This is a genomic window from Caballeronia sp. LZ033 (genome assembly GCF_031451265.1).
Lineage (GTDB): Bacteria > Pseudomonadota > Gammaproteobacteria > Burkholderiales > Burkholderiaceae > Caballeronia.
In genome coordinates, this window is the sequence record NZ_JARUXQ010000004.1 from 891,616 (window position 1) to 915,347 (window position 23,732).

Here is a 23,732-nt window from a genome sequence, read left to right on the forward strand (position 1 = left end):
GGTGTTTTTCTTTTGGTTTTTTCAATAATCACTCTGGGCCCGCGGGGGGCCCCCCCCCCCCCCCCCCCCCCCCCCCCCGCGACAACTCCGCTCAAGCCCGCCTCGCAAGCCTCTGCGCGATTGTTCACCGGATTCGATAAATCTTTTCGCCGATCCGGCATTTATCCCCGCCCCGCTGTCCGACTAAATTGTCCTGAACGCAACGTGCCTCAGGCGCAGATTGCAATCCGCAATTGCCCGCACGCTGCATCGGAACGAAGGAGTCGCAAGCATGAAACAGCTCATCACGGGGTTCTCCCTGGCCGCCATCTCCGCAGTCGTCACGACGACCGCATTCGCGGAAGGCGGCCAGGGCATCGGGCGCGCAGGCACCTACCAGATGTCCACGCAAGTTCAGGAAAGCACGAGCGAAACGCCCAAGACCCGCGCACAAGTGCGAGCCGAACTCGTCGCCGCTTATTCGAACGGCTCCCTCCCCGCCTTGAATCGCAATAGCTATCCGGACCGCAGCATGCTGGGCGATGCCATCGCCGCGCAGAACGCTCAAGCCGAAGCGCATAACCGCGAGATCGTCGAGTACGCCAACGGGTCGTCGGCACATAACGCCGTGACGGCGCGCTGAGCGCACCGGCAAAAGGAATCACGAGGTCATCATGTTCGAAAACACATCGCTCGATCAATTCTCGGCTCTCGAAGAGCTCTCGGCCGTGACGCCGGTGTGGCGTCCTTTCGTGCAGCAGACAGCACGCGTGCCCGTTGTCTCGCAGGAAAGCCGGCAAGAATCCGCCGAGTGCGCGCATTGAGCTTCCGTCAGGCGTGGCGCGAAGATCGCACCACGCTTCTTTCAACCGCTCCTTAACCGCACGCGCCGATTTCACCGCACGACGTGCAGAAGTCGCAACCGTCCTTGCGAATCACCGCATTGGCACCGCACGTCGGGCATTTGCGGCCGTGCATCTGGGGAAGACCATGAGGATCGATCTCGCCTGGCGCGACAGCCTCGGTTACTTCTTCGCGCTCATCGGGAATGGCTACCGCATGCGGCGCGTCATCGGGACGTTTGCGCGCAAGCACGCGCGACGGTACCTGCTCGCCTTCTGCGTCGAGAAATCCGCGACGATGAAGGATCTGCTGGATCGCATACGCTAGCGCCGCCACTTCCGAGTCATGCCAGCGCGGACTGCGATGACCGTCGAGCCGTTCGACGTCGCCCAGACGCACCTGGCCGCGATCCCACGACACCTTGCGCATGTCCTGCAAGGTGCGCGCCGCGAAGCCGCCGCGCGCGGCCAGTGACAGCGAACGCATGGTCGCAGTGATCCACTGCTGCGACTCGTCGCGCTGCCCGGTTGGAATGAAGAATTCGATAGGACGCTCGATGGTCACGTCCTCGCCGCCGACGCGCCCCGTCACCTCGATGAACGACACCGCGAGATAGAGCGACTTCTTGCCGGCCTGCGTCAGGTACTCGACCTTCTCGATGATCGCGGGCAACGCGCCCTTGGGCCGATGATCGATTGCGATACGCAACGGGTCGAGATCGAGTTCGGGGTCGGGTGAATCGCTGGGGGTCTCCGCCGGCGTCATCGAGAGCACGGCGCCGAGCGTCTCGTTCGGCCGATATGTCGCCAGCCCTTTCAGGCCGCGCCGCCATGCCTCGAAGTAGAGGTCCTGGAACTTGTCGAAGGGATAGTCGGCGGGCACGTTGACGGTCTTCGAAATCGACGTGTCCACGAACGGCTGCACCGCCGCCATCATTTCCATGTGCTCCTGCGCCGACATTTCAAGCGCGCTCACGAAGTAGTCCGGCAAGGCGTTCACGTCGCCGCCCATCTCGCGATACAGCCGATAGGCATGATCCTCGACGGCAAAGCTCTGCCGTGAGCCATCGGCCATGCGCTTGGTGCGCTGATAGGTCCACGAGAATGCGGGCTCGATGCCGTTCGACGCATTATCAGCAAAAGCGAGGCTAACGGTGCCGGTCGGCGCGATCGACAGCAGATGACTGTTGCGAATGCCGTGCTCGCGAATCGCGCGCTTGATGTCGTCAGGCAGGCGCGAAGCAAACGTCCCCTCTTCCAGATAGCGCTTTGCGTCGAAGAGCGGGAACGCGCCCCGCTCGCGCGCAAGCTCCACGGAAGCGCGATACGCCTCGTCGCGCATGGTGCGTGCAACACGTTCCGCGAAGTCGCGCCCTTCCTGTCTGTCGTAGCGCAAGCCGAGCATGACAAGCGTGTCGCCGAGGCCCGTGAAGCCCACGCCGATGCGCCGTTTGGCCTCCGCTTCGCGCGCCTGTTCGTCGAGCGGCCACAGCGTTACGTCGAGTACGTCGTCGAGAAAACGCACTTGCGTACGGGTTGTGCGCGCAAGTCCGTCCCAATCGAAGGCGGGCGTGCCGCCGCGCATCTGTGCGAACGGGTCGCGCACGAAGCGCGTGAGATTGAGCGGGCCGAGATTGCAGCAGCCGTAGGCGGGCAAGGGCTGTTCGCCGCAGGGATTGGTCGCGCGGATCGCTTCGATGGCGCGCAGGTTGTTGTCATCGTTCATGCGCGACATGAACACGACGCCGGGTTCCGCGACATCGTAGGTGGAACGCATGATCGTGTTCCACACCTCGCGGGCGCGCACCTCGCGATACACCCACAGGCCGTCATCACGCTGCCGCATGTCTTCCGCCGTGCGTTGCGCCGGCGATGGCTCGGCCTTGTGCACGAGTTGCCATGCAGCGTCGTCGGCGACGGCCTGCATGAATTCGTCCGTCACCGCGACCGACACGTTGAAATTGTTCCAGCGCCCTTTCGTGTGCTTGGCCGCGATGAATTCGAGCAGGTCGGGATGCGAGCAGTCGAGAATGCCCATCTGCGCACCGCGTCGCGCGCCCGCGCTTTCGACGGTGCGACACGAAGCGTCGAACACATCGATATAGCTGCACGGTCCCGACGCCGCCGAGCCAGTGGAATGCACGCGCGCCCCGCGCGGACGAATGGCCGAGAAGTTATAGCCGACGCCGCCGCCGCGCCGCATCGTCTCGGCGGCCTGCAACAAGGCGACATAGATGCCCGGCAGACCATTGCTGTCGACGCCCTGGATCGCGTCGCCCACCGGCTGCACGAAACAATTGATCAGCGTCGCTTCGATGCCCGCGCCGGCCGCGCTCATGATGCGTCCTGCGCCGAGCGCGCCGCGTTTGAAATTGTCGACGAACTCCGCCTCGATCTTCGCGCGCAGCTCCTTCGGCTCGGCGAGCGCGACGCCTCGCGCGACGCGCCGGTGAATATCGTCCACGTGCGTCTCGTCGCCTTTTGCGTACTTCTCGAGCATCACGTCGATGGAAAACTGCTGCGGTGCGAGAGCGGTGCTGGGATTGTCTTCGGCCATGTCGGATCCTGTGTGCGCTGGGCGATTCGCGCGTGGGCGAGGCAGGTGTCACGCGCGTCGGCTGAACGTGCCGCAAAGGCGATGCCCGACGATAGCGCGAAATCACCCGGCCCGCCATCGAGCCGTTACACTCCGATGATGCTCACCAGCCAGACACTTCGCATGATTACGCGTCATCCCCCGCTCTTCGGCATCGCGGGCCGCTCGGGCCAGGGCAAGACCACGCTGATCGAAGGGCTGTTGCCGTGGATGCGCGCGCAAGGTCTCGTGGTCAACGTCATCAAGCACAGTCATCATTCAATCGAACTTGAGCCGCCCGGCAAGGACAGCGCGCGCTTTCGACGCGCGGGCGCGGGCGAAGTGCTGATCGCCTCGCCGTTTCGCTATGCCATCGTGCGGGAACTGCATGACGCGGATGAACCCCCGCTCGCCGAACTCGCCATGCGGCTTTCGGATGCGGACCTGGTGATCGTCGAAGGATTCGCGCGCGAGCCCATTCCACGGCTCGAAGTGGTGCGGCCTTCCGCGGGCCGCGAACCGCTCTACAAGACCGAAGTGGACATCCTGGCCATCGCCACTGATGCACCCGAGGCCATCGATTCAACACTGCCGATGCTCGATCTGAATGACATCGCGAGCATTGGCGCATTCATCTGCGAGACCATCGGCCTGCCCCTTGCGCGCTAGCGCCCTGCCATGCCGCGACGCGCCATTGCGAGCGCTTCCTTCAGGACTTCGCCATCGCCGATGTGATTCGCCAGCAGCAGGATGAGCCGTGCGTTGAGCATCTGGCTTGCTTCGTCCGAGAGCCCGTCGTGTGTTTCGATGAGGCGCTCGTAGAACGCATCGTGGTCCGCGATATTCAGTTCGAGATTGAGCTTCATGCGCGTCGTCATCCGTTGCAGGTTGCGCGGTCGAGCGCGGCCGTGACCCGTGCGGCATCGAAGCGACGCCAGCGTGCACATACGTGCTGGTCGGGACGCAGCAGATAGAAGGTGCCCGGTTGTGCATCGAAACGATGTGCAACCATGCCCTCGACATCTTCCACCACTGTCACGCCTTCGACGCTGCACGCCATGCCCCGCGGCACCACGAGCAGCAGGCGCACCGGCAGCTTTCCGTCCTGAAGCGCCGCGAGGCTCTGCAAGCAAGCATCAGGGCCATGATTAAGGCCGCAGAAGTAAAGGCCAGCAAACGCGCCGCCGTGGGTCTGCGCAAGCAGCCATGCCGTCTGGCCATCCACCTGTACGGGCGCATCCGCGCACGGTGCGCCGGGCACCATGGCGGTGTCGAAAGCATCGTCGGCATCATCGGGCGTGTTCAGCGGCGAATCACGCAGCACGGCAGGCACGGACAGCCGCCCGCTGTTCGCCAGGCGGCGCGCGAACGGACAGTCTTTCGCAAGCTCCAGCGTCGCATCGCGGAACAGCCGCGAGACCGCGCTCTTGGGCGTGATGAAGTCGGTGGCGCGGGTCGAGTTGAGGATGTTCTCGTCGGCGGCGTACTCGCGCTCGGATGCGTAGGTGTCGAGCAAGCTGTGCGGTGCATCGCCCTTCAGCACGAGCGCGAGCTTCCACGCAAGATTGTCCGCGTCCTGCACGCCGCTGTTCGCGCCGCGTGCACCGAACGGCGACACGCCATGCGCCGCATCGCCCGCGAAGATCACGCGGCCATGCCTGAAATGCTCCATCCTCAGGCAGGAAAATGTGTAGACGCTGACCCACTCGAGCTCGAACTCGGCGTCTTCGCCAAGCAGCGCCCGCACTCTGGGAATCACGCGCTCCGGCGCTTTCTCCGCCACCGGATCGGCATCCCAGCCCAGCTGGAAATCGATGCGCCAGATGTCGTCCGGCTGACGGTGCAGCAGCACCGACTGGTTGCGATGAAACGGCGGATCGAACCAGAACCAGCGCTCGGTGGGGAACGGCGCTTTCATCTTCACATCGGCGATCAGGAAGCGATCCTTGAAGGTGCGGCCCTGGCTGTCGAGGTTCAGTGCATGACGCATTGCGCTGCGCGAACCGTCCGCCGCGACCACGTATTGAGCCTTAAGAAGGTAGGCGCCATCCGGCGTGTCGATGTGCAACTCGACATGGTCGTCTTGCTGCGTCACGCTGGACACGCTGCTCTTCCAGCGCAACTCCAGCTTGTCCAGTTGCTTTGCGCGCTCGGCGAGAAAGCCTTCGACGTAGTACTGCTGCAGGTTGATGAAGGCCGGGCGCGCATGACCGGTTTCGGGCAACAGGTTGAAGGTGTAGACCAGCTCTTCGTGCAGGAACACCTTGCCGACATTCCAGCTCACGCCCTTCTCCATCATCCGGTCGCCACAGCCCAGGCGGTCGAAGATTTCCAGCGTGCGCTTCGCGAAGCAGATGGCGCGCGAGCCTGTCGAGACGGTGTCGTCTTTATCGATCAATACGGTACGCACGCCCTGCTGGGCGAGATCGACCGCCGTCGCCAGACCGACCGGACCGGCACCCACCACGACCACCGGATAGGGCATGGGCGCTGGCGCATCGTGATCGGGTGCGCGCTGGTATTCAAAACGCAAAGTGCCGAAATTCGTGGGCATTGAGATCGTCTCCATCGGCGGACCTGAGGCCTCTTCGCACTGTCGAGCGTGTTCTCGACGATTCATTATTGTAGAACTGGTTTTATATTATTGAATTTGCGTTTACCCGCACGGTTTGCCGCGCGGTTTCCCGCACGACCGGACAAGGCGCACACGGGCTGTGTTCAACCTGCGCTTACATTCATTTACATCCTCGCGCGACGGGTTCGTCCTTTTCGAACGTTCAACAGGAACACCGGCCACAGCCTGGCCGGTTCCGATGCATGAACCAAGGGAGACAAGAAATGAAAACGAAGGCTTCGATGTTGCTGGCCGGTGCGATCGCGTCGGGGGTGCTGGTCTCGGGCTGCGTGGTCGAACCGGCGCGGCCGCCTGAGCCCGCGCCGGTGGCCGAAGTCATGCCGCCACCGCCGGCGCAGGGATACCGATGGGTGAAGGGGCATTACCGCTGGGAAGGCAACCACTGGCAGCGGGTGCCGGGACACTGGCGTCCGGTCTGAGGCGTGTTGCCTTGGTTGCGTTCTGTAGCCTTCAGGCGGCGACGTAGCCCAGCATCTTCGACACGCGTTGCGCGCAGTCGCGCAGCGCGTGTGCGATGTTGCCGTCCCATGCGCCGTCGAACGAGCCACTCGGCCCGATTGCCGTGATCGCGAGCACGATATGACGGGCATGATCGAACACCGGCGCGCTCATCGCGCTGATGCCGGCGACGGGTTCATCGAGGGCCCGCGCGATGCCGCGGTGGCGTACTTCAGTGAGCATCGCGTCGATTTGCCCGTGCGTGTAGTCGCGCCGCTGTGCGCCGATTTGCAAGCCTCCGGCACGCTCGATGGCCACCAGCGCCTCCACTGTCGAGGGCGGCAGCCAAGCGGCGAACACGCGGCCGGTTGCGGTCTGCAACAGCGACATCACGGTGCCGGTGCGCATGGTCACATGAATGGGCACGCTGGCCTGCTGAATATGGACGATTGTCGGTCCATAGCTGCCAGCGGTGGCGAGTGCGACCGTATGTTCAACGGGCGGCCGGAGGTTCGCCACTTCGGCGATCGCGACGCGCACCGGATCGACGCGCTGCAGGCTGATCAGTCCCATCTGCAACGCGAACGGTCCCAGTTCGTACCGGCCGGTGGCGGGATCCTGCTGGATCAGGCCGAGATTGCCGTAGGACACGAGGTAAGGATGTGCCTTCGCCGAAGACATGCCCGCCTTTTTCGCGAGATCGCCCAGCAACATGGGCCCGCCATGATCCACCAGCGCACGCAGCAGCGCGCCGCCTACTTCAATCGATTGAATCCCGCGGCGCACTCCGCTCATGCCCGTCCTCGTTCACCTAGTCGAGATGCGCGCGATGATAACCGCAGGCGCCGCAGCGTCAAGCACGCTCACGACTTCGGTCCGAGGCGTGCGATCAGTTCGCGGTGGTGCGGGTAGCGGGCTTCGAGCGCGCCGGCCTCGGCCAGTTCGAACTCGCTGAACTCGAAACCCGGTGCGACGGTGCAGCCGACGAGCGCCGCACCGTCCGTATCGCGGCATTCGGCTGCGAACCAGTCGCCGGCTGTGACCACGGCCTGGAACGTCGCATCCGGATGCGTCACCGCATTGCCGAGACGATGCGTGTTCAGCGCCCCGTGTGCATCGAGCACGTGGACGTCGACGGGATCGCCTACGTAGAAATGCCAGACTTCATCGGAACGAATGCGATGCCATGTGGAATGCGCGCCATCGCAAAGCAGGAAGTAGATGGCGGTGGATGCTGAACGCGGGTGCGTCTCGCGTTCGCGCGTCACGTTGCCAGGCGCGCGATAGGTCTCGCGGAAATAGCCGCCTTCGGGATGGGGTGCGAGTTGAAGACGCTGAATCCATTCGCGCGGGGCGATGCGTTCGTGCTGCATGGCGGTTCCTTTTTCCTTGCGTTTTGCGTTTTGCGTTTTGCGTTTTGCGTTTTGCGTTTTGCGTTTTGCGTTTTGCGTTTTGCGTTTTGCGTTTTGCGTTTTGCCAGTGCGATCGTGGTTCGCGTATTCTGCATGCAATCGACCGTATCGTTCGAGTCCTCTCTTCGTTCACTTCCTTCAGCTGACGCCACCATGACCTTGTCCTCTTCGCTGCTGAACGCCCTCGCCCCGACTGGCACACTGCGTGCGTCGATCAATCTCGGCAATCCGATCCTCGCGCATCGCACGGAAGGCAGCGAGCCGGGCGGCGTGTCCGTCGACATCGCGCGCGAACTCGCATCGCGCCTCGGCGTGCCTGCTTCGTTCACGTCGTTCGACCGGGCGGCGGAGTCGGTCGAGGCCGTCACGAACGAAGCCGCCGACATCGGCTTCTTCGCTATCGATCCGCTGCGCGGCGCGGGCATTGCGTTCACGGCGGCCTACGTATTGATCGAAGGCTGCTATCTGGTGCGCGAGGACTCGCCGATCACGCGCAACGAACAGGTGGACCGCGAAGGCAACCGGATCCTGGTCGGCAAGGCCAGCGCCTACGACCTGTTCCTCACGCGTGAAATCAAGCATGCGCAGCTGGTGCGCACGGCGTTGTCGCAGACTGTGGTCGAAGAGTTCCTGCGCGATGATCTCGAAGTCGCGGCGGGCGTCAAGCAGCAACTGCAAGCCGATGCAGCGCGCCACCCGGGCGTGCGTCTGCTGGACGGCCGCTTCATGGTCATTCAGCAGGCGATGGGCTTGCCGAAGCGCCACGGCGAGGAAGCCGCGGCCTATCTGCGCGGCTTCGTGGAGGACATCAAGCGTTCGGGGTTCGTTGCCGCGGCACTGAAGCGGCACGGCATCGAGGGCGCGTCGGTGGCGCCGGCCGCCTGAACGCGTTCCCGCGCGAGCCCCTCATGCAGCCGGATGATTCGGCAAAGATCACGCTCGCCGTGACCGACTGGATCGACGCCACGTTCGAAGAGGACGTCTCCGGCGGACTTGCGGCATTCAATCGCACGCAGCTTGGGCCGAGCCGATATCGCGATCTCGCGGTGTCGGTGTATCGCGGCGACGATTTCATCGGCGGTCTCGCGGGCTACACCGCGTGGGACTGGCTCTTTGTGAAATGGCTATGGATTCGCGATGACGCGCGCGGCCTGGGCTGCGGGAGGCGCGCGCTCGAAACCGCGGAAAACGAGGCGCAGAAGCGAGGCTGCCGGGCCGCCTGGCTCGACACGATCAATCCCGCGGCGCGCGCGCTATACGCACGCTGTGGTTACGAATCGTTTGGCGAGATCGCCGATTTTCATGCAGGGCAGCCACGGTACTTTCTGCAGAAGCGCTTTGAGCACGAAAGCGGAGAGTGAGGGGCAGTTGACTTAGACACCGTGGATGATCACCGCATGCCCGCCCCTCGGTGTGCACCCGGCGTTTTGCATTACGCATGCATAACGCAAACTGGCATTTTGCGTTTTGAATTGCAAATGCCGAATGCCTTTCTGGCGCTGAGCGCAGCGCATTAGGCAATACGCACGCACAACGCCACCCCGCCCTTGACACTACACATCCCCCACCCCACCCGGAATTTTGCGTCTTGCATTACGCACGCATAACTCCATTTGGCATTCTGCATCACGCATCCAACCCGAGCCGTTCAGCCACCCGCGCCACGATCGCGCTCCGGGCCGCCAGCGACGGCGCAGAGCGCTCTTGCACGCGCTCCAGCACTGAAGCGGGCGCGAGCGCCGGATCGCCGGCGTCGAACGGCGGGGCCGGCGCGTATTCCAGTTGCAATTGAATGGCCTGCGCCTCGCTCTCTCCAACCAGTTCGGCAACGAGCGTCAACGCGAAATCGATACCTGCCGTGACACCGCCGCCCGTGAACAGGTTGCCGTCGCGCACCACGCGCGCCTGCACTGGAACCGCTCCCAACTCCGCTAGCAACGCGTGATACGCCCAGTGCGTCGTCGCTCGTTTGCCGCGCAACAACCCCGCCGCACCGAGCACGAGCGAGCCCGTGCAGACCGAGGTCACATAGCGCGCGTTCGCCGCCTGGCTCTGGACGAAAGCGAGCGTCGCGTCGTCCTCCATCAGGTCGCCGACGCCGGCCCCGCCCGGAATGCAGATCACATCAAGCGAAGGGCAGTCGTCGAAGGTGGTGTCAGGCGTCAGGATCATCCCCGCGCTCGACGTGACGGGCTCGCGCGTCGTCGCGACGAGATGAACCCGCGCGTCCGCGAGTTGCGCGAACACATCGTACGGGCCGGTCATGTCGAGTTGCTGCACGCGGGGAAACAGCAGCAGGCCAATGTTGAGCGTCATCGTCGTCTCCCTGGGATCAAGCCATCGAGCATCGAATGAGTCGATGGTATGCTTCCTCACACTGGCGGAAATGACACATTCCCCACTTTTCACGCCAGACTGACGCTCGGCCCTTGGTACATCGAATTCAAAATGCATCAAACCGTGCCTCGCCCCGTCGACATCCTCGCGTTCCCGGACGTCCAGTTGCTGGATGTCGCCGGACCGCTCCAGGTCTTCGCCACCGCGAACGATCTGGCCCGGGCAGCCGGTTTGCCGCCACCCTATCTGCCACGCGTGGTCGCCCGGGAGGGCACCGTGAGCGCATCAGCGGGGCTTGGACTGGTCGCCTGCCCGCTTCCGGCAGCGGATCAAGTCTGCGACACGCTGATCGTCGCGGGCGGCTGGGGCGTGCATGAGGCGGCGCGTGACCCGCAGCTGGTCGAGTGGGTGCGAAGCCGCTCCGTGCATGCGCGCCGCACGGCTTCCGTGTGTACCGGCGCGTTTCTGCTGGCCGCAGCCGGCCTGCTCGACGCGCGCCGCGCCGTCACGCACTGGACCCGCTGCGCGGAACTCGCCGCGCGCTTTCCTGCGGTGCGTGTAGAAGCCGATCCGATCTTCATCCGTGACGGCGACATCTGGACCTCGGCGGGCATCACGGCCGGCATCGACCTGGCGCTTGCGCTCGTCGAAGATGATCTTGGACGGGCGCCCGCGCTCGACGTGGCCCGGCATCTGGTGGTGTTTCTCAAGCGGCCCGGCGGACAGGCGCAATTCAGCACCGCACTGTCACTCCAGCATGCCGGCGAGCGCTTCGGCGAACTGCACGCCTGGATCGCCGAACATCTCGCGTCCGACCTGAGCGTGAGCGTGCTCGCGGACCGCATGGGCATGAGCGAGCGCAGCTTCGTCCGCCACTACCGTGCCCAGACCGGCATGACGCCGGCGCGCGCCATCGAACGCATGCGGCTCGAAGCAGCGCGCCGCTTGCTGGGTGATACGCGCCTGTCCGTCAAGCGCGTCGCCGCCCGCTGCGGCTTCGGCTCGGAAGAGACCATGAGGCGCGGTTTTTTGCGTGCACTTGGGGTACCGCCGCAAACGTATCGGGACAGATTTACCGGCGCCGGGCACACGCCCGGCGCGCATCCGTAACGGATTCCTGTCCCGCGGCTTTTTTTGCTCCGCCTACTCAAGCCTGTATGCTCGATGCCGTTAGCACTAAAAGTACGTTTGCTTGATACGCGCGCCCTGAGCGCGGCGCGCAGGCACATGTCACTGAACGAGAACCGCCCGTCGCGGGCGGCAACAGGGCCTGGAGCGCCGATGACCGTGTTACCCGCGTACGAGGTGCAGGAAGGTTGCGCGAGCGCCTTCGCCGCAGCCACCGCAACAGCAATGGAACAAAACAATTTGGCAAGCGCCGCGCCGTCGATCGAATACCTGCTGCGTCATTTTGCTGCGTCGGGCTGCCCGCAGCAATGGGCGTGGTATCGCGCGGGTGAGCAACTGCATCTCGAGCGGCGCGGAGACGCCTCATTACCCAATGGCCAACTCTGGCCGCACAGCATCGCCGAGGACTGTCTCGCCGAATGGTGCGCGACAAACGGCTGGCACGCATGGCCCACCGGACGAGGCGAAAGCGTGCTCGGCTGGCTGCTCGCCCCGGCTGGACAACGTGATGACCCGCATCTCGCCGAACTCGCCCGCACGCTCGGCGAACGAGTCCAGGCCGGTGTGCTCGCCCGCGCCCAGCTTACTCAGCGCGTGCTCTATGACATCGCCAATCTGGCAAGCTCGGTACCCGAGCGCGCCGACTTCCTGCGCGGCGTGCATGAACGGCTCGCCACCCTGATCGACGCCGAGAACTTCTATCTCGCGCTCTACGACCGCAAGACCGGCAAGATCACCTATCCGTACTACGTCGACGTAATCGACACCGATGTGGTCGCCGCCGAGAACTACGACATCCTGAATCCGGCGCGCCTGTCGATGACCGGCCAGGTGCTGACCAGCGCCCAGCCCTTGTTCATCACCAACGACGATATCTGCACGGCGGAACGCGAAGGCCGCTTCTACTGCATCGGCGACCGTCCCGAGTTCTGGATGGGCGCGCCGCTCAAGAATGCATCCGATGAAGTCTTCGGCATGCTGGCGATGCAGGTCTACGACGTCTCGCGCATCTATACCGCCGAAGACCGCGCGCTGTTCCTCGTGGTCGCACGGCACGTCGCCATGGCGCTCGACCGGATCCTGCATCGCGCCGATCTAGAAGAGCAGGTCGCGCGACGCACCTCCGAACTCTCCAAGCTCAACGCCGCGTTGCGTCATGGCATCGCCGAGCGCGAGCGCTCCGAGCACTTGCAGGCAGCGCTCTATCAGATCGCGGAGCTGTCGAGCCGGCCCGGCGACACGATGGAGTTCTTCCGCAGTCTGCACGGCATCGTCGGCGAACTGCTCTATGCCCGCAACTTCTATATCGCCCTGTTCGAAACCGATACGGAGGAAGTGTCGTTTCCGTATTACGTCGATGAGATCGTGCAGGAGCGCCCTGCTCCGCGACGCAGACAGCGTGGCTTGACCGAATACGTGATCCGCGAGCGGCGTGCGCGTTTGATCGATCATCAGGAGGCGTTGCGGCTCATCGAAGATGGCGCGTTCGAGATCGAGCACAGCGAAGTGCGGCTGCGTTCATGGCTCGGCATTCCCCTCTTCGACGGCGACGTCGTGCGCGGCGTGCTGGCCGTGCAAAGCTACTCGCCGCTCGTGCGTTATTCGCTGCGCGATCAGGAACTGCTCACCTTCGTCTCGCGCCACATCGATACCGCGCTCTCGCGCCGTCGCGATGCCGAGGCGCTGCACGCCGCCAACCTCGAACTGGAAGCACGCGTGCAGGCACGCACGCGCGAACTCGATGACGTCAACGCGCGCCTGCTTTATGAGAACTCGCACGATTCATTGACGGGCCTGCCGAACCGCAGCCATCTGATGCACAAGCTGCGTTTTGCATGGACGGAGTACCAGAGCCACGCCAATGACCTCTCGGTGATGTTCATCGACCTGGACCGCTTCAAGGTCGTGAACGACAGCCTGGGCCATCACTTCGGCGACATGCTGCTGGTGCAGGCGGCGGCCCGTCTGCGCGATTGTCTGCGCCCCGGCGATCTGCTCGCGCGGCTGGGCGGCGACGAGTTCGCCGTGCTTTCGCCGGATGCACCGGTGCGCGAGGCCGTCGCGATCGCCAAGCGCATTCTCGCCGCGTTCGACCTGCCGTTTCACATCGAAGAGCATGTGGTGTTTTCGTCGTGCAGCATCGGCATCGTGAGTGCGGACGGCGAGTTTCACACCGAGCCCACCGACCTTCTGCGCGACGCCGATACCGCGATGTACCGCGTCAAGAACGCGGGCCGCGACAGCTTTGTGGTGTTCAATCAGGAATTGCGCCGGCAGGTATCGGATCAGGTGGAGCGTGAAGGCGCACTGCGCAACGCGATCAAGCGCGATGACGAATTGCTGCCCTATTTCCAGCCTATCGTCGATGTGAAGAGCGGCGAGGTGGTCGCGCTGGAAGCACTGATCCGCTGGCAACAGCCGGACGGCCGCATTGTGGCGCCGGGGGAGTTCCTGCCATCGGTGGAAGGCCTGAGGCTCATCGGACGGCTCGATCTCTACATGCTCGAACGCGTCGCGGCCATTCTGTCCCATGCAAGCTTCGCGCACTGGCCGCCGGTGCATGTGAACTGTTCCAGCTACAGCATGACGCGTCCGGAATTCGCCGACGACGTCCTTGCGCTGCTGCGGCGCTATCGCGTGTCGCCGTCGCGCGTATGTCTCGAACTGACGGAAGGTGCGCTCGTTGCCGAGCCGGATCTCGCACGACGCACCATGCAGCGGCTCGCGGACAATGGCATGTCCGTGGTGCTGGATGACTTCGGCGCGGGTTTCTCGTCGCTAAGCTATGTCCACCAGTATCAGTTCACCGGCCTCAAGATCGACAAGTCGTTCATTCTTGAACTGACCGAGAGTCCGCGTAGCCGCGCGATTGTTCGCGCCATCGTGCGCATGGCGGAATCGCTCGATCTCACCCTTGTCGCCGAGGGCGTCGAAGACGCGGCGACACTCGCCGTGTTGCGCGACATGGGCGCTGCGCAGGCCCAGGGCTACTTCTTCGACAAACCCATGCCCCTTCAGGCGCTCACGCGCGCCTCGCTGGCGCCCCGCTCGACGACGGTCAGCGCCACGCTTTAAGGCATCCCGCCCAGCGACGGCGAAATGATGCTGCCCGGTTCACCCTGTGGTTCGCCGCTCGCTTCATGCGCCGCGCGTGTCTTCGCGGGCGCATGATTCGTTGCGCACGTCTCGACTGAATCGTTCACGAGGCACTGCTGGAAAGCGTCGGCCTTGATCTTCGCGTCGAACGAGTAGATGGTGTTTTCCACCTTGACCTCGGTGTCCGAGAGGCGCTCTGCTGTGATGGTCATGTTGTCGATTCCTTTGTCAAGGTTGATTCCCTGTTTCGACAAGCATCAAGCGCTCCTGCAAGACGGGAACGACCGTTGCTGCGACAAGGAGGTTTCGGCAGATGAACCTGGAGGTGAACCATGGCACAACATCCGGCGCATGCGCAAAATCATCGGCATCCCGATGAACCGCGCCCCGACGAAATCGCGCGTGCCCTGAAAGGCGCAGCCTATCCGCTGGGCAAGGAGAAGCTACTGGCGCTTGCGACAAGCAATGGCGCCGACGGTGAAGTCATGGCCGTGCTCAACCGGATGAACGACCGCAACTTCGACAGCGAGGACGCAGTGTTGCGCGAAGCTACGCGCGTCGAGTGATCTTCACGGACTGCATAGAGGAAACCGTAATGGCAGAAAATCGTCCGCATGAAGCGCCGCGCACACCAGGCGGCAATAATCTAAGCAATATCGACAAGCAAGATGTAGATAGGGTAATCCCGAAGCCCGGTGAAGCGCTCGAAAAGAATCCTGACAAAACAGACGCAATCCCTGACGACGCTGGAAATCCGCCTCGCCCTCTATAAAAAATTTAAATGGATGCCTGCGCAAATTCCAATCGTTTCAGCCTCAAAGTCGCGTTAGCATCAAAAGTGCGTCGACCTGGGGTGCGCGGCATGCACGGCGCCTGGCAAGAGTGGAACCGCGCAATGGCCCCGGCAACCGCCAGGCCAGACCAGTTGCACAAGGAGGCTCTATGAAGTGGGAAACGCCGAGTTTCACCGATATGCGCTTCGGCTTTGAAATTACGATGTACATTGCCACGCGTTAAGTCGGAACCTGAATGACAAAACGGCCACGCAAGTGGCCGTTTTGCTTTGATGCCGTCGAGATGACGGGCTTATTTACGCGGTATGGATTCAGTATGCCGCTCAGCGGACCCAGGCTTCGCGGCGGGTTCCGGATCCAGCCCGCCATGACCCGCGATCTCCGGTTGATTGCCAGATCCATAAGGCACTTCCGCCGTCTGATGCGGATGTTGATCCAGACGCCTGTTTTCCGGCTCAATTTCCGCCGCGTTCGGATGCGGTGCGGAAGTCGGCTGCTGATGCCGCTTCTCTTCGTTCTCGCTCATCTTCATTCTCCTTTCAAAGTCTGATGGAGGACGAAGCGAGCAACCCGCGTTCCCATACAAACTCATACCACCAAAGCAAGCCTCAGATCTCAGATCGCCTGCGTAGACAACGCCGAACCAATCACCTCGTTCGAAACAGCATCCACCGCCTGTTTCACGATGCCGACGATCTCGTCCACCTCGTCGCGCGTCGTCACAAGCGGCGGCGCAAAGCCGAGGATGTCGCCATGCGGCATCGCCCGCGCAATCACGCCACGCTCGAGCGCCGCAGCCGACACTTTCGGCCCTACCTTCAAGCTCGCATCGAAGGGCTTGCGCTCTTCCTTGTCGGCCATGAACTCCAGTGCCGCCAGCATGCCCGCGCCGCGCACTTCCCCGACCAGCGGATGCGCATCGAACGCCGCATGCAATTGCTGCTGAAGATATGCGCCGACATCGGCGGCATTCTGCGTGAGGTTTTCGCGCTGCAGGATGTCCAGATTGGCAATCGCGGCGGCGGCGCAGATCGGATGTCCCGAATAGGTCCAGCCATGACCCATCGGGCCGAATTCGCGCGAGCCCTTCTCGATCACATCCCACACCTTCTCGCCGACGATCACGCCCGACAACGGCGCATACGCGCTCGTCAGCCCCTTCGCGACCGTGATCAGGTCCGGCTTGATGCCGAAGTGCTGCGCGCCCATCTTCGAGCCCAGGCGGCCAAAACCGCACACGACTTCGTCGGAGATCAACAGGATGTCGTGCTTGCGCAGCACGTCCTGAATGGCCTCCCAGTAGCCTTGCGGCGGCGCGATGATGCCGCCCGTGCCCATCACCGGTTCGGCGATGAAGGCGGCGATGGTGTCCGCGCCCTCCTTCGCAATCAGCTTTTCGAGTTCCTCGACACAGTACCCCGTGAACTGCGCTTCGCTCATGCCGGCCGGCGCCTTGCGATACCAGTGCGGACAGACCGTGTGCTTGACCCGCTCGATGGGCAGGTCGAAGTTCTGATGAAAGCTCGCGAGACCCGTCAGGCTCCCGGTCACGATGCCGGAGCCGTGATAACCGCGCTCGCGCGAGATGATCTTCTTCTTGTTCGGACGCCCGAGCACATTGTTGTAATACCAGACGATCTTGATCTGCGTTTCGTTGGCATCCGATCCGGACATGCCGTAATACACCTTCTTCATGCCCTCGGGCGACCAGTCGATGATGCGCGACGACAGTTCGATGATCGCATCGGTCGAATGACCGACATAGGTGTGGTAATACGCGAGCTTCTTCGCCTGCTCATAGATGGCCTCGGCCACCTCGGTGCGACCATAGCCGATGTTCACGCAATAGAGACCTGCGAACGCATCGATATAGCTTTTTCCCTGATGATCCTGGATGCGAATGCCCTTCGCGCCGGTGACGATCTTGCCGGGCAGCGCGCCGCTCGCGTGATCGTGCGCATGCGTGGACGGGTGCATGAAGTGAGCGCGGTCTTCCGCGAACAGCTGGTCGAGCGATTGATTCTGCTGGGTCATGTGCTTCTCCTTGATTCGAAGTTATCCGGGTAATGCTTCAGGCCGCGGTCGTAAGCGGCAGGCCGAGATTGCCGAGGCAAAAGTATTTCGTTTCGACGAAAGGCTCGAAGCCTTCCGCCCCGCCTTCCCGGCCGAGTCCCGATGACTTCATCCCGCCGAAGGGAATCGGCGCGCCGGTGAACTTCACGCCGTTGACCGAGACCATCGCGAAGTCGAGCCGTCGCACGAGCTGGAAGATGGTGTCGATGCGCGTCGCGCAGACGTAGGCGGCGAGGCCGTACTCGGTATCGTTGGCGCGTGAGACGGCTTCATCGAGCGTATCGAACGGGGAAATTGCGGAGATCGGCGCGAAGTTCTCTTCGTCATAGATGCGCATGCCCGGTTGGGCATCCGCGACCACGGTCGGTTCGTAGAACCAGCCACCGAGCGCATGCGGCCGACCGCCCGCCGTCACGCGTGCGCCTCGCGCTTTCGCGTCTTCCACGCGTGCCACCGTGGCGTCGAACGCGGCCTGATGCATCAACGGGCCGACATCCACGTCCGCTTCGAATGCGCTGCCCACTCTGAGCGCCCGCACCGCCGCCGAGTAACGTTCGACGAATGCCTCGTAAAGCGGCCGCGCCACGAGCATGCGGTTCGCCGCGCAGCAATCCTGTCCGGAGGTCTGGAACTTCGCACCCACTGCGACCCGCACCGCCTGATCCAGGTCGGCGTCTTCCGTCACGATGAACGGCGCGTTGCCGCCCAGTTCGAGCGCGAGCTTCTTGATGCCCGATGCAGCCGCCGTCTGCGCCACCAGCGCACCGACGCGCGTCGAGCCGGTGAAGCTGACGGTCCGCACGCGCTTGTCGCCGACGAGCGCTTCCATGCCCATCTGCGGCTCGCCGAGCACGACGTTGAACACGCCCGGCGGAAAGCCCGCTTCTTCCGCGAGTTGCGCCAGTGCGATGGCCGAGAAAGGCGTCTCGTGCGCGGGCTTGACCACGACCGTGCAACCTGCCGCGAGCGCGGCGGCGGCCTTGCGCGTGATCATCGCGGCCGGGAAATTCCACGGCGTGATGAGCGCGGCAACGCCGACCGGCTCCATGACCGTGCCGAGATGCGCGCCGTCGATATGCGTTGGAATCGTGCGGCCTGCAAGCCGCTTCGCTTCGTTGGCGAACCATTCGATGAAACTCGCGGCATAGGCGATCTCGCCCTTCGCTTCCGCGAGCGGCTTGCCCTGTTCCAGCGAAAGAATGCCGGCGAGATCCGGCAGATGACGCACAATGAGTTCATGCCAGCGCAGCAACAGCGCGCTACGCTTCTGTTGCGGCATCCAGCGCCACGACTGAAACGCGCGATCGGCGGCATCGACTGCGCCGGTGATCTGCGCCCGGTCGAGCATCGGCACATGGCCGATGACCTTTTGATCCGCGGGATTGTTCACCGCGATCGACGCGGCGCTGTCACTGTGAACCCAGCGGCCGTCGATATAGCAAAGCGATTTGAAGAGAACGGGATGACCGAGCAGCATGGTTGTCTCCTTGCTCAAAGCGTGCATTGGTTGAAGTGATCCGATGCATTCACTTTAAGCTTCATGCGCGTCGTGAATTTTTCGTTATGGCGCGGCACGCGTGGTGTTTTTTCTGTTCACGGGAACCGCTGCATGAGGTTTTTCGCGTGCCGCGTGTATTCGATTCAAAGCGCATCGTCGGCCCATTCCGGCGGACCTTCCGCGCTGTTCTTGACGACCTTGGTGACGATATACGTGAAGTACCGTTCAATCCCGAGCTCCTCGACCAGCAGCGAATCAATGAAGCGCTGATAGTGATCGATGTCGCGCGACACGACATGCAGCACATAGTCCACACCGCCGCCGGTCGCATAGCACTGCACGATCTCCGGCGCCGCATTGACGCGCTCTTCGAAGCGCCGCATGTCCTGCGCCGTGTGCCGCGACAGCGTCACTTCAACGACAATCCGGCTGCCCTTGAACGCCGCCGCCCAGTCGATGTCCGCGCGATAGCCGCGCACGAGCCTGCTCTCTTCGAGCTTCTTCACGCGTTCCCATGCGGGAGATATCGACAGGTTGACCTCTTCCGCCAGACGCGACTTGGTAATGCGCCCATCCCGCGCAAGAATGCGCAGGATGGCGAGGTCGTAGCGGTCGATCTTGATCAAGTCACACACCCGCAGGAAGGTTGCGCTCGATCACATCCGCGAGCACCGCCACGGTGTCGCCGGTCTGCACGAGGCCCGGGAAATGACGCGCCGCGAGCAGGCCGTCGCGCTTCGCCCGGTATTCGAACGGCGCCGCGCCGGTCCGCGCGATGTCATGCACGCGCGCGAGCACGTCGCCCGCCTTCACCGGTTCGCCGAGATCACGGCACATTTCGAGCAGGCCGCTGTGCTCGCTCGTCGTATAGCAGGAGCCATCGGGCATGTCGAGCAGCGTCGTGGTACGCACCTCGCCCGCCTGTGCCGGCGCTTTCTCCACGATGCCCGCATACGCAAGAAAGCCATGCACGCCACGCTCGGCGATCGCCACGCTCTGCGCCGTGGAGGTCCCGCCGCCGCCCAGTTCGGTGGACACGAACACCTTGCCCGCATCCTCGGCGGCGCTGTCATAGAGACCGATGCTGTCGAGTTCGAGCATGCGCATCGAATACGGCGCGCAAAACGCACGCATCGCGGCTTCGCAACGCGACTGCTGGGTTGCGTCGTTCAGCACGTGAATGGCCGCGAACGGCAGGAAGTCGAGCGTGCGGCCGCCCGCATGAATGTCGAGCACGAAATCGGCGAGCGGCAGCAGATGACGCTGGAAGTAGTCCGCGATCTTCTCCGTCACCGTGCCGTCGGGCTTGCCGGGAAAGCTGCGGTTCAGGTTGCCTGCATCGACCGGCGAGGTGCGCGTGCCTGCTCGGAACGCCGGGTAGTTCATGAACGGCACGATGATCACGCGGCCGTTCACGTCCTCTGCGCGCAGCGTCGAAGCCAGTTTCGCCAGCGCGATCGGCCCTTCGTATTCATCGCCGTGATTGCCGCCCGTGAGCAGCGCCGTGGGTCCGTCGCCGCGACGAATCACGGTGATGGGAATCATCACCGCGCCCCATGCGGAATCGTCGCGCGAATACGGCAGCTTGAGGAAGCCGTGCTGAACGCCGTCGGCGTCGAAATCGACGGTCGGGCTGATCGGTGACGCGCGCATTCGCTACTCCTTCACGAACAGTTTGCGAGGCGTATTGCAGAAGGTCTCGACGCCGGTGTCCGTAATCAGGATGCTCTCCGTGATTTCGAGGCCCCAGTCGTCGAGCCACAGCCCCGGCATGAAGTGAAACGTCATGCCGGGTTCGAGGACGGTCTTGTCCCCGGGACGCAGGCTCATGGTGCGCTCGCCCCAGTCGGGCGGATAGCTCGCGCCGATCGGATAGCCGCAGCGGCTGTCCTTCTCGATGCCGAAGCGCTTCAACACCGCGAAGAACGCGTTCGCAATGTCCTCCGTGCGGTTGCCCGGCTTCGCCATCGCAAGGCCCGCTTCGATCCCTTCGACCACCGCCTTCTCGCCTTCGATGAAATGCTGCGGCGGACGGCCCAGATATACCGTGCGCGACAGCGGGCAGTGATAGCGCCTGAAGCAGCCGGCGATCTCGAAGAAGGTGCCGGCGTTCGCGGTGAAGACCGAGTCGTCCCACGTCAGATGCGGCGCCGCTGCGTCCGATCCCGTGGGCAGCAGCGGCACGATAGCCGGATAGTCGCCGCCATACCCTTCGACCCCCGTGATGCCCGCTTCATAGATCTGCGCGACGAGATCGCTCTTCTTCATGCCGGGCTCGACCGCATCGAGAATGCGCGCATGCATCTTCTCGACGATGCGCGCCGCCACCCGCATGTATTCGATCTCGCGCGCCGACTTCACCGCGCGCTGCCAGTTGACGAGCGCGGTGGCATCGACGAGGCGCGCCTTCGGCAAGTGCTGCGTCAGCGACGCATAGGCCTTCGCGCTGAAGTAGTAGTTGTCCATCTCCACGCCGATGCGCTTGCCATCCCAGCCGCGCGCGGCGATGACTTCGGCGCACAGGTAGTCCATCGGATGGCGCACGGTCGACTGCACGTAGTGATCCGGGTAGCCGACGATATTGTCATGCGCCATGAACACCGTGCGTTTCGCGCCGTTCGCATCCTGGCCGCGCCCATACCACACGGGTTCGCCGTCCATCGCCAGCAGCACGCACTGATGCACGTAGAACGACCAGCCGTCATAGCCGGTGAGCCAGCTCATGTTGGTCGGATCGGTCACGATCAGCAGATCGATGCCCGCCTGCTCCATGGCGCGCCGCGTCTTCGCGATGCGCGCGTCATACTCGCTGCGCTCGAACGGCAGGCGTACCACGGGCGTCATGCCTTGTTTCTCTTGCGTGATCTCGGACATCGTCCCCTCTGTCAAGCGGTCACATCGTTGTGGAAAATGGTCCCTGCCTGCGATGCACGCGCACGCTGCAGCGCAAGCGTCGCAATCGCCGTGTCCTGCGCGCCCGTGCCGGTCAGGTCGCACACGGTCACTTCGTCGTCGTTCGTGCGGCCGGGCGCCTGTTGCGCGATCACCTGCCCCAGTTCCGCGAAGCTTGCATCGGCGCCGATCACGCCCGCCTGGATCGCGTGTTGCAGTTCGCCCAGCACGCGCACCTGCTGCAAGCGGTCGCACACATAGCGCGCGTGCCTGAATACGTCCGGCGCGAGTTCGTTCTTGTGCTCGGCGTCCGAGCCCATCGCGGTGATATGCAGGCCCGGATGAAGATCGCACGCATGGATCAGTGGCTCGCGCGACGGCGTCGTGGTGACAGCGATATCCGCGTGTTTCAGCGCGTCATGCACGCTGGCCGCGACCTCGCACGGCAGGTCCGCGCAATCGCGTGCGAAACGCCTGGCGTTCTCCGTATCGCGTGCCCACACGGTGACGTGTTCGATCTCACGCACCATCCGCAAGGCCTGTAATTGCAGACGCGCCTGCTCGCCCGCGCCGATGATCGCCACGCGCTTCGCATCGCGGCGCGCAAGCCAGCGCGCGGCCACCGCGCCGGCCGCCGCAGTGCGCACGGCAGTGAGATAACCGTTGTCGAGCAGCACCGCCTCGGTAAGACCCGTCTGCGCCGACAACACCAGCATCAGGCCGTTGAGACTCGCCAGCCCGAGCGACGGATTGTTGAAGAAGCCCGGACTCACCTTGATCGCAAAGCTCGAAAAGCGCGGCAGATAAGCAGTCTTCACATCGACTTCGCCGGCATGTTCGGGAATGTCGAGGCGCAGGATGGGCGGCATCGCAACGGCTTCCGTCGCAAGCGAACGGAACGCGGCTTCGACCTGCCCGATGGCGTCGAGATCGAGCGGCACGAGCTTTCGCAATTGCGCCTGCCCGAGCAGCACGGTGGATCGATCAATGGCAGACATGATTCAGGCGGCTCCAATCAGACGGCGATGCGTTTCGATATCGATGTTGCTGCCGCTGACGACGATGACAATCGGCCCGCCCCGCACCGGCACGACGCCGTCGAGCAACGCCGCGATGCCGACCGCCGCCGCGCCCTCCACGACGAGCCGTTCTTCGCGATATGCATGGACGATGCCGCGCGCAATCGACATTTCATCGAGCAGCACGACGTCATCGATCAATGCGCGCGTCATCGCGAAGGTATGCCGGTTATCGAGGCCGATGCCGCCGCCGAGCGAATCGGCGAGCGTTTCGAGTTCATCGACGAAGACCGGTTCGCCCGCCGCGAGGCTCGCATGCATGGCCGCGCCGCGTTCCATCGAGACGCCGATCAGCTTTGTTTCAGGTCGAATGTTCTTTGCCGCGAAGGCCACGCCGCTGAACAGCCCGCCGCCTGACAGCGGCACGACGATGCTCGCCGCGTCGGGCAAGGTTTCGAGAATTTCAAGGCCGATGGTGGCTTGCCCGGCAATCACTCGCGGGTCATCGAAAGGCGGCACGAACACATAGCCTTCCTCGCGCACCAGACGTTGCGCTTCGCGTTGCGCATCGTCCTGGCTCTTGCCCGAGATCACGACGCGCGCACCGAGTGCGGCCACCGCTTCGACCTTGTTCTTCGGCACGAGCGATGACATGCAGACGGCGGCTTCCATGCCGAGTTCGCGTGCGGCATGCGCGACGGCACGCCCATGATTGCCCGTCGATGCCGTCACCACGCGCGTGCCGCCTGCTTCGGCCACCTGGGCCAGCGCGTTGGTCGCGCCGCGCAGCTTGAAGCTGCCGGTGGGTTGCAGCGTTTCGAGCTTCAGATGAACCGGCACGCCCGCGATACGCGACAAGCTGATCGAATGAACCAGCGGCGTAGCGATCGCGCGTCCTTCGATGCGCTGACGGGCGCGGTAGATATCGGCGAGCGTGAGTGAGGACATGTGAATCCGGCTTGCATGGCGAGCTTCGATGCAAACCAGTCTAATGTCCTAAAAAATCCTTTTCGA

The 23,732-nt window shown here is 63.6% G+C and carries 25 protein-coding genes; 10 read left to right on the forward strand and 15 right to left on the reverse strand.

Annotated features, from left to right (window positions below):
• Positions 1-271: 271 nt before the first annotated feature.
• Together QCE62_RS31315 and QCE62_RS31320 are read left to right on the forward strand one after the other, a co-directional pair.
• Complete coding sequence (locus QCE62_RS31315; RefSeq protein WP_309926579.1) at positions 272-622, forward strand: DUF4148 domain-containing protein; 351 nt, start codon at positions 272-274, stop codon at positions 620-622.
• A gap of 31 nt (positions 623-653) precedes the next feature.
• On the forward strand, positions 654-803 hold the full coding sequence (locus tag QCE62_RS31320; protein WP_309926581.1) for a hypothetical protein: 150 nt from the start codon (positions 654-656) through the stop codon (positions 801-803).
• A 52-nt stretch (positions 804-855) separates the two neighbouring features.
• Here QCE62_RS31320 and QCE62_RS31325 read toward each other — a convergent pair whose 3' ends face one another.
• Positions 856-3,378 (reverse strand): adenosylcobalamin-dependent ribonucleoside-diphosphate reductase, encoded by a 2,523-nt coding sequence (locus tag QCE62_RS31325; RefSeq protein ID WP_309926583.1) that lies wholly within the window; start codon positions 3,376-3,378, stop codon positions 856-858.
• Between the two features lie 162 nt (positions 3,379-3,540).
• On the opposite strand from QCE62_RS31325, the gene mobB reads away from it, so the two are divergent.
• Positions 3,541-4,065 (forward strand): molybdopterin-guanine dinucleotide biosynthesis protein B, encoded by a 525-nt coding sequence (mobB, locus tag QCE62_RS31330; protein ID WP_309927528.1) that lies wholly within the window; start codon positions 3,541-3,543, stop codon positions 4,063-4,065.
• Here mobB and QCE62_RS31335 read toward each other — a convergent pair.
• Positions 4,062-4,262: a DUF2783 domain-containing protein gene (locus QCE62_RS31335; RefSeq protein WP_309926585.1), complete on the reverse strand. Its 201-nt coding sequence runs from the start codon at positions 4,260-4,262 to the stop codon at positions 4,062-4,064. The genes mobB and QCE62_RS31335 overlap by 4 nt on opposite strands.
• Before the next feature lie 8 nt (positions 4,263-4,270).
• Positions 4,271-5,950: an FAD-dependent oxidoreductase gene (locus tag QCE62_RS31340; RefSeq protein WP_309926587.1), complete on the reverse strand. Its 1,680-nt coding sequence runs from the start codon at positions 5,948-5,950 to the stop codon at positions 4,271-4,273.
• Between the two features lie 284 nt (positions 5,951-6,234).
• Between QCE62_RS31340 and QCE62_RS31345 the strand changes: the two genes are divergently transcribed.
• Positions 6,235-6,450 carry a hypothetical protein gene (locus QCE62_RS31345; protein WP_309926589.1) on the forward strand — a complete coding sequence of 72 codons (216 nt, stop codon included), beginning with the start codon at positions 6,235-6,237 and terminating at the stop codon, positions 6,448-6,450.
• 31 nt (positions 6,451-6,481) lie between these two features.
• Here QCE62_RS31345 and QCE62_RS31350 read toward each other — a convergent pair whose 3' ends face one another.
• Both QCE62_RS31350 and QCE62_RS31355 read right to left on the reverse strand, forming a co-directional pair.
• Positions 6,482-7,264, reverse strand: coding sequence for an IclR family transcriptional regulator (locus tag QCE62_RS31350; protein WP_309926591.1), 783 nt, complete (start codon positions 7,262-7,264; stop codon positions 6,482-6,484).
• Between the two features lie 68 nt (positions 7,265-7,332).
• Complete coding sequence (locus QCE62_RS31355; protein WP_309926592.1) at positions 7,333-7,842, reverse strand: cupin domain-containing protein; 510 nt, start codon at positions 7,840-7,842, stop codon at positions 7,333-7,335.
• 192 nt (positions 7,843-8,034) lie between these two features.
• On the opposite strand from QCE62_RS31355, the gene QCE62_RS31360 reads away from it, so the two are divergent.
• Both QCE62_RS31360 and QCE62_RS31365 read left to right on the forward strand, forming a co-directional pair.
• On the forward strand, positions 8,035-8,766 hold the full coding sequence (locus tag QCE62_RS31360; protein ID WP_309926594.1) for an ABC transporter substrate-binding protein: 732 nt from the start codon (positions 8,035-8,037) through the stop codon (positions 8,764-8,766).
• Positions 8,767-8,789: 23 nt separating this feature from the next.
• Entirely contained in the window at positions 8,790-9,242 is a 453-nt protein-coding gene (locus QCE62_RS31365) for a GNAT family N-acetyltransferase (protein ID WP_309926596.1), read from the forward strand.
• Positions 9,243-9,507: 265 nt separating this feature from the next.
• Here the strand turns inward: QCE62_RS31365 and QCE62_RS31370 are convergent, their stop codons facing one another.
• Positions 9,508-10,197, reverse strand: coding sequence for a DJ-1/PfpI family protein (locus QCE62_RS31370; RefSeq protein ID WP_309926598.1), 690 nt, complete (start codon positions 10,195-10,197; stop codon positions 9,508-9,510).
• Between the two features lie 132 nt (positions 10,198-10,329).
• Here QCE62_RS31370 and QCE62_RS31375 point away from each other — a divergent pair, with 132 nt between their 5' ends.
• A complete protein-coding gene (locus QCE62_RS31375; RefSeq protein ID WP_309926600.1) occupies positions 10,330-11,328 on the forward strand; it encodes a helix-turn-helix domain-containing protein in 999 nt (332 codons plus the stop codon).
• Between the two features lie 171 nt (positions 11,329-11,499).
• Positions 11,500-14,421 carry an EAL domain-containing protein gene (locus QCE62_RS31380; protein ID WP_309926602.1) on the forward strand — a complete coding sequence of 974 codons (2,922 nt, stop codon included), beginning with the start codon at positions 11,500-11,502 and terminating at the stop codon, positions 14,419-14,421.
• On the opposite strand, the gene QCE62_RS31385 is transcribed toward QCE62_RS31380, so the two are convergent.
• On the reverse strand, positions 14,418-14,654 hold the full coding sequence (locus tag QCE62_RS31385) for a hypothetical protein (protein ID WP_309926604.1): 237 nt from the start codon (positions 14,652-14,654) through the stop codon (positions 14,418-14,420). The two genes, QCE62_RS31380 and QCE62_RS31385, sit on opposite strands and share 4 nt — an antisense overlap.
• A 120-nt stretch (positions 14,655-14,774) precedes the next feature.
• Between QCE62_RS31385 and QCE62_RS31390 the strand changes: the two genes are divergently transcribed.
• Both QCE62_RS31390 and pqqA read left to right on the forward strand, forming a co-directional pair.
• Positions 14,775-15,008: a DUF2795 domain-containing protein gene (locus QCE62_RS31390; RefSeq protein ID WP_309926606.1), complete on the forward strand. Its 234-nt coding sequence runs from the start codon at positions 14,775-14,777 to the stop codon at positions 15,006-15,008.
• A gap of 376 nt (positions 15,009-15,384) precedes the next feature.
• Positions 15,385-15,459 (forward strand): pyrroloquinoline quinone precursor peptide PqqA, encoded by a 75-nt coding sequence (gene pqqA, locus QCE62_RS31395; protein ID WP_008353049.1) that lies wholly within the window; start codon positions 15,385-15,387, stop codon positions 15,457-15,459.
• A 69-nt stretch (positions 15,460-15,528) separates the two neighbouring features.
• Here pqqA and QCE62_RS31400 read toward each other — a convergent pair whose 3' ends face one another.
• The 8 genes from QCE62_RS31400 to eutB all read right to left on the reverse strand — a co-directional run bounded on the left by QCE62_RS31400 (position 15,529) and on the right by eutB (position 23,666).
• Positions 15,529-15,762 (reverse strand): hypothetical protein, encoded by a 234-nt coding sequence (locus tag QCE62_RS31400; protein WP_309926608.1) that lies wholly within the window; start codon positions 15,760-15,762, stop codon positions 15,529-15,531.
• 89 nt (positions 15,763-15,851) lie between these two features.
• Positions 15,852-17,270 (reverse strand): aspartate aminotransferase family protein, encoded by a 1,419-nt coding sequence (locus tag QCE62_RS31405; RefSeq protein WP_309926611.1) that lies wholly within the window; start codon positions 17,268-17,270, stop codon positions 15,852-15,854.
• A gap of 37 nt (positions 17,271-17,307) precedes the next feature.
• On the reverse strand, positions 17,308-18,786 hold the full coding sequence (locus tag QCE62_RS31410; protein ID WP_309926613.1) for an NAD-dependent succinate-semialdehyde dehydrogenase: 1,479 nt from the start codon (positions 18,784-18,786) through the stop codon (positions 17,308-17,310).
• 164 nt (positions 18,787-18,950) lie between these two features.
• A complete protein-coding gene (locus tag QCE62_RS31415) occupies positions 18,951-19,430 on the reverse strand; it encodes an Lrp/AsnC family transcriptional regulator (protein WP_309927530.1) in 480 nt (159 codons plus the stop codon).
• A 4-nt stretch (positions 19,431-19,434) separates the two neighbouring features.
• Positions 19,435-20,460: a N(2)-acetyl-L-2,4-diaminobutanoate deacetylase DoeB gene (gene doeB, locus QCE62_RS31420; RefSeq protein ID WP_309926614.1), complete on the reverse strand. Its 1,026-nt coding sequence runs from the start codon at positions 20,458-20,460 to the stop codon at positions 19,435-19,437.
• 3 nt (positions 20,461-20,463) lie between these two features.
• Complete coding sequence (gene doeA / locus QCE62_RS31425; RefSeq protein ID WP_309926616.1) at positions 20,464-21,681, reverse strand: ectoine hydrolase DoeA; 1,218 nt, start codon at positions 21,679-21,681, stop codon at positions 20,464-20,466.
• Between the two features lie 11 nt (positions 21,682-21,692).
• Complete coding sequence (locus tag QCE62_RS31430) at positions 21,693-22,688, reverse strand: cyclodeaminase (protein WP_409017960.1); 996 nt, start codon at positions 22,686-22,688, stop codon at positions 21,693-21,695.
• Between the two features lie 12 nt (positions 22,689-22,700).
• Positions 22,701-23,666 carry a hydroxyectoine utilization dehydratase EutB gene (eutB, locus tag QCE62_RS31435; RefSeq protein WP_309926619.1) on the reverse strand — a complete coding sequence of 322 codons (966 nt, stop codon included), beginning with the start codon at positions 23,664-23,666 and terminating at the stop codon, positions 22,701-22,703.
• Positions 23,667-23,732 lie beyond the last annotated feature (66 nt).

What these genes read in the sequence shown, in the direction of transcription:
- QCE62_RS31380 (WP_309926602.1), top strand. Translation starts at nt 11,500, where the DNA reads ATGACCGTGTTACCCGCGTACGAGGTGCAGGAAGGTTGCGCGAGCGCC.
- QCE62_RS31320 (WP_309926581.1), top strand. Translation starts at nt 654, where the DNA reads ATGTTCGAAAACACATCGCTCGATCAATTCTCGGCTCTCGAAGAGCTC.
- QCE62_RS31405 (WP_309926611.1), bottom strand. Translation starts at nt 17,270, where the DNA reads ATGACCCAGCAGAATCAATCGCTCGACCAGCTGTTCGCGGAAGACCGC.
- eutB (WP_309926619.1), bottom strand. Translation starts at nt 23,666, where the DNA reads ATGTCCTCACTCACGCTCGCCGATATCTACCGCGCCCGTCAGCGCATC.
- QCE62_RS31365 (WP_309926596.1), top strand. Translation starts at nt 8,790, where the DNA reads ATGCAGCCGGATGATTCGGCAAAGATCACGCTCGCCGTGACCGACTGG.
- QCE62_RS31400 (WP_309926608.1), bottom strand. Translation starts at nt 15,762, where the DNA reads ATGAGCGAGAACGAAGAGAAGCGGCATCAGCAGCCGACTTCCGCACCG.
- QCE62_RS31325 (WP_309926583.1), bottom strand. Translation starts at nt 3,378, where the DNA reads ATGGCCGAAGACAATCCCAGCACCGCTCTCGCACCGCAGCAGTTTTCC.
- QCE62_RS31345 (WP_309926589.1), top strand. Translation starts at nt 6,235, where the DNA reads ATGAAAACGAAGGCTTCGATGTTGCTGGCCGGTGCGATCGCGTCGGGG.
- QCE62_RS31370 (WP_309926598.1), bottom strand. Translation starts at nt 10,197, where the DNA reads ATGACGCTCAACATTGGCCTGCTGCTGTTTCCCCGCGTGCAGCAACTC.
- doeA (WP_309926616.1), bottom strand. Translation starts at nt 21,681, where the DNA reads ATGTCCGAGATCACGCAAGAGAAACAAGGCATGACGCCCGTGGTACGC.
- QCE62_RS31410 (WP_309926613.1), bottom strand. Translation starts at nt 18,786, where the DNA reads ATGCTGCTCGGTCATCCCGTTCTCTTCAAATCGCTTTGCTATATCGAC.
- QCE62_RS31385 (WP_309926604.1), bottom strand. Translation starts at nt 14,654, where the DNA reads ATGACCATCACAGCAGAGCGCCTCTCGGACACCGAGGTCAAGGTGGAA.
- QCE62_RS31315 (WP_309926579.1), top strand. Translation starts at nt 272, where the DNA reads ATGAAACAGCTCATCACGGGGTTCTCCCTGGCCGCCATCTCCGCAGTC.
- QCE62_RS31390 (WP_309926606.1), top strand. Translation starts at nt 14,775, where the DNA reads ATGGCACAACATCCGGCGCATGCGCAAAATCATCGGCATCCCGATGAA.
- QCE62_RS31375 (WP_309926600.1), top strand. Translation starts at nt 10,330, where the DNA reads ATGCATCAAACCGTGCCTCGCCCCGTCGACATCCTCGCGTTCCCGGAC.
- QCE62_RS31335 (WP_309926585.1), bottom strand. Translation starts at nt 4,262, where the DNA reads ATGAAGCTCAATCTCGAACTGAATATCGCGGACCACGATGCGTTCTAC.
- QCE62_RS31360 (WP_309926594.1), top strand. Translation starts at nt 8,035, where the DNA reads ATGACCTTGTCCTCTTCGCTGCTGAACGCCCTCGCCCCGACTGGCACA.
- QCE62_RS31350 (WP_309926591.1), bottom strand. Translation starts at nt 7,264, where the DNA reads ATGAGCGGAGTGCGCCGCGGGATTCAATCGATTGAAGTAGGCGGCGCG.
- QCE62_RS31340 (WP_309926587.1), bottom strand. Translation starts at nt 5,950, where the DNA reads ATGCCCACGAATTTCGGCACTTTGCGTTTTGAATACCAGCGCGCACCC.
- QCE62_RS31355 (WP_309926592.1), bottom strand. Translation starts at nt 7,842, where the DNA reads ATGCAGCACGAACGCATCGCCCCGCGCGAATGGATTCAGCGTCTTCAA.
- mobB (WP_309927528.1), top strand. Translation starts at nt 3,541, where the DNA reads ATGATTACGCGTCATCCCCCGCTCTTCGGCATCGCGGGCCGCTCGGGC.
- doeB (WP_309926614.1), bottom strand. Translation starts at nt 20,460, where the DNA reads ATGCGCGCGTCACCGATCAGCCCGACCGTCGATTTCGACGCCGACGGC.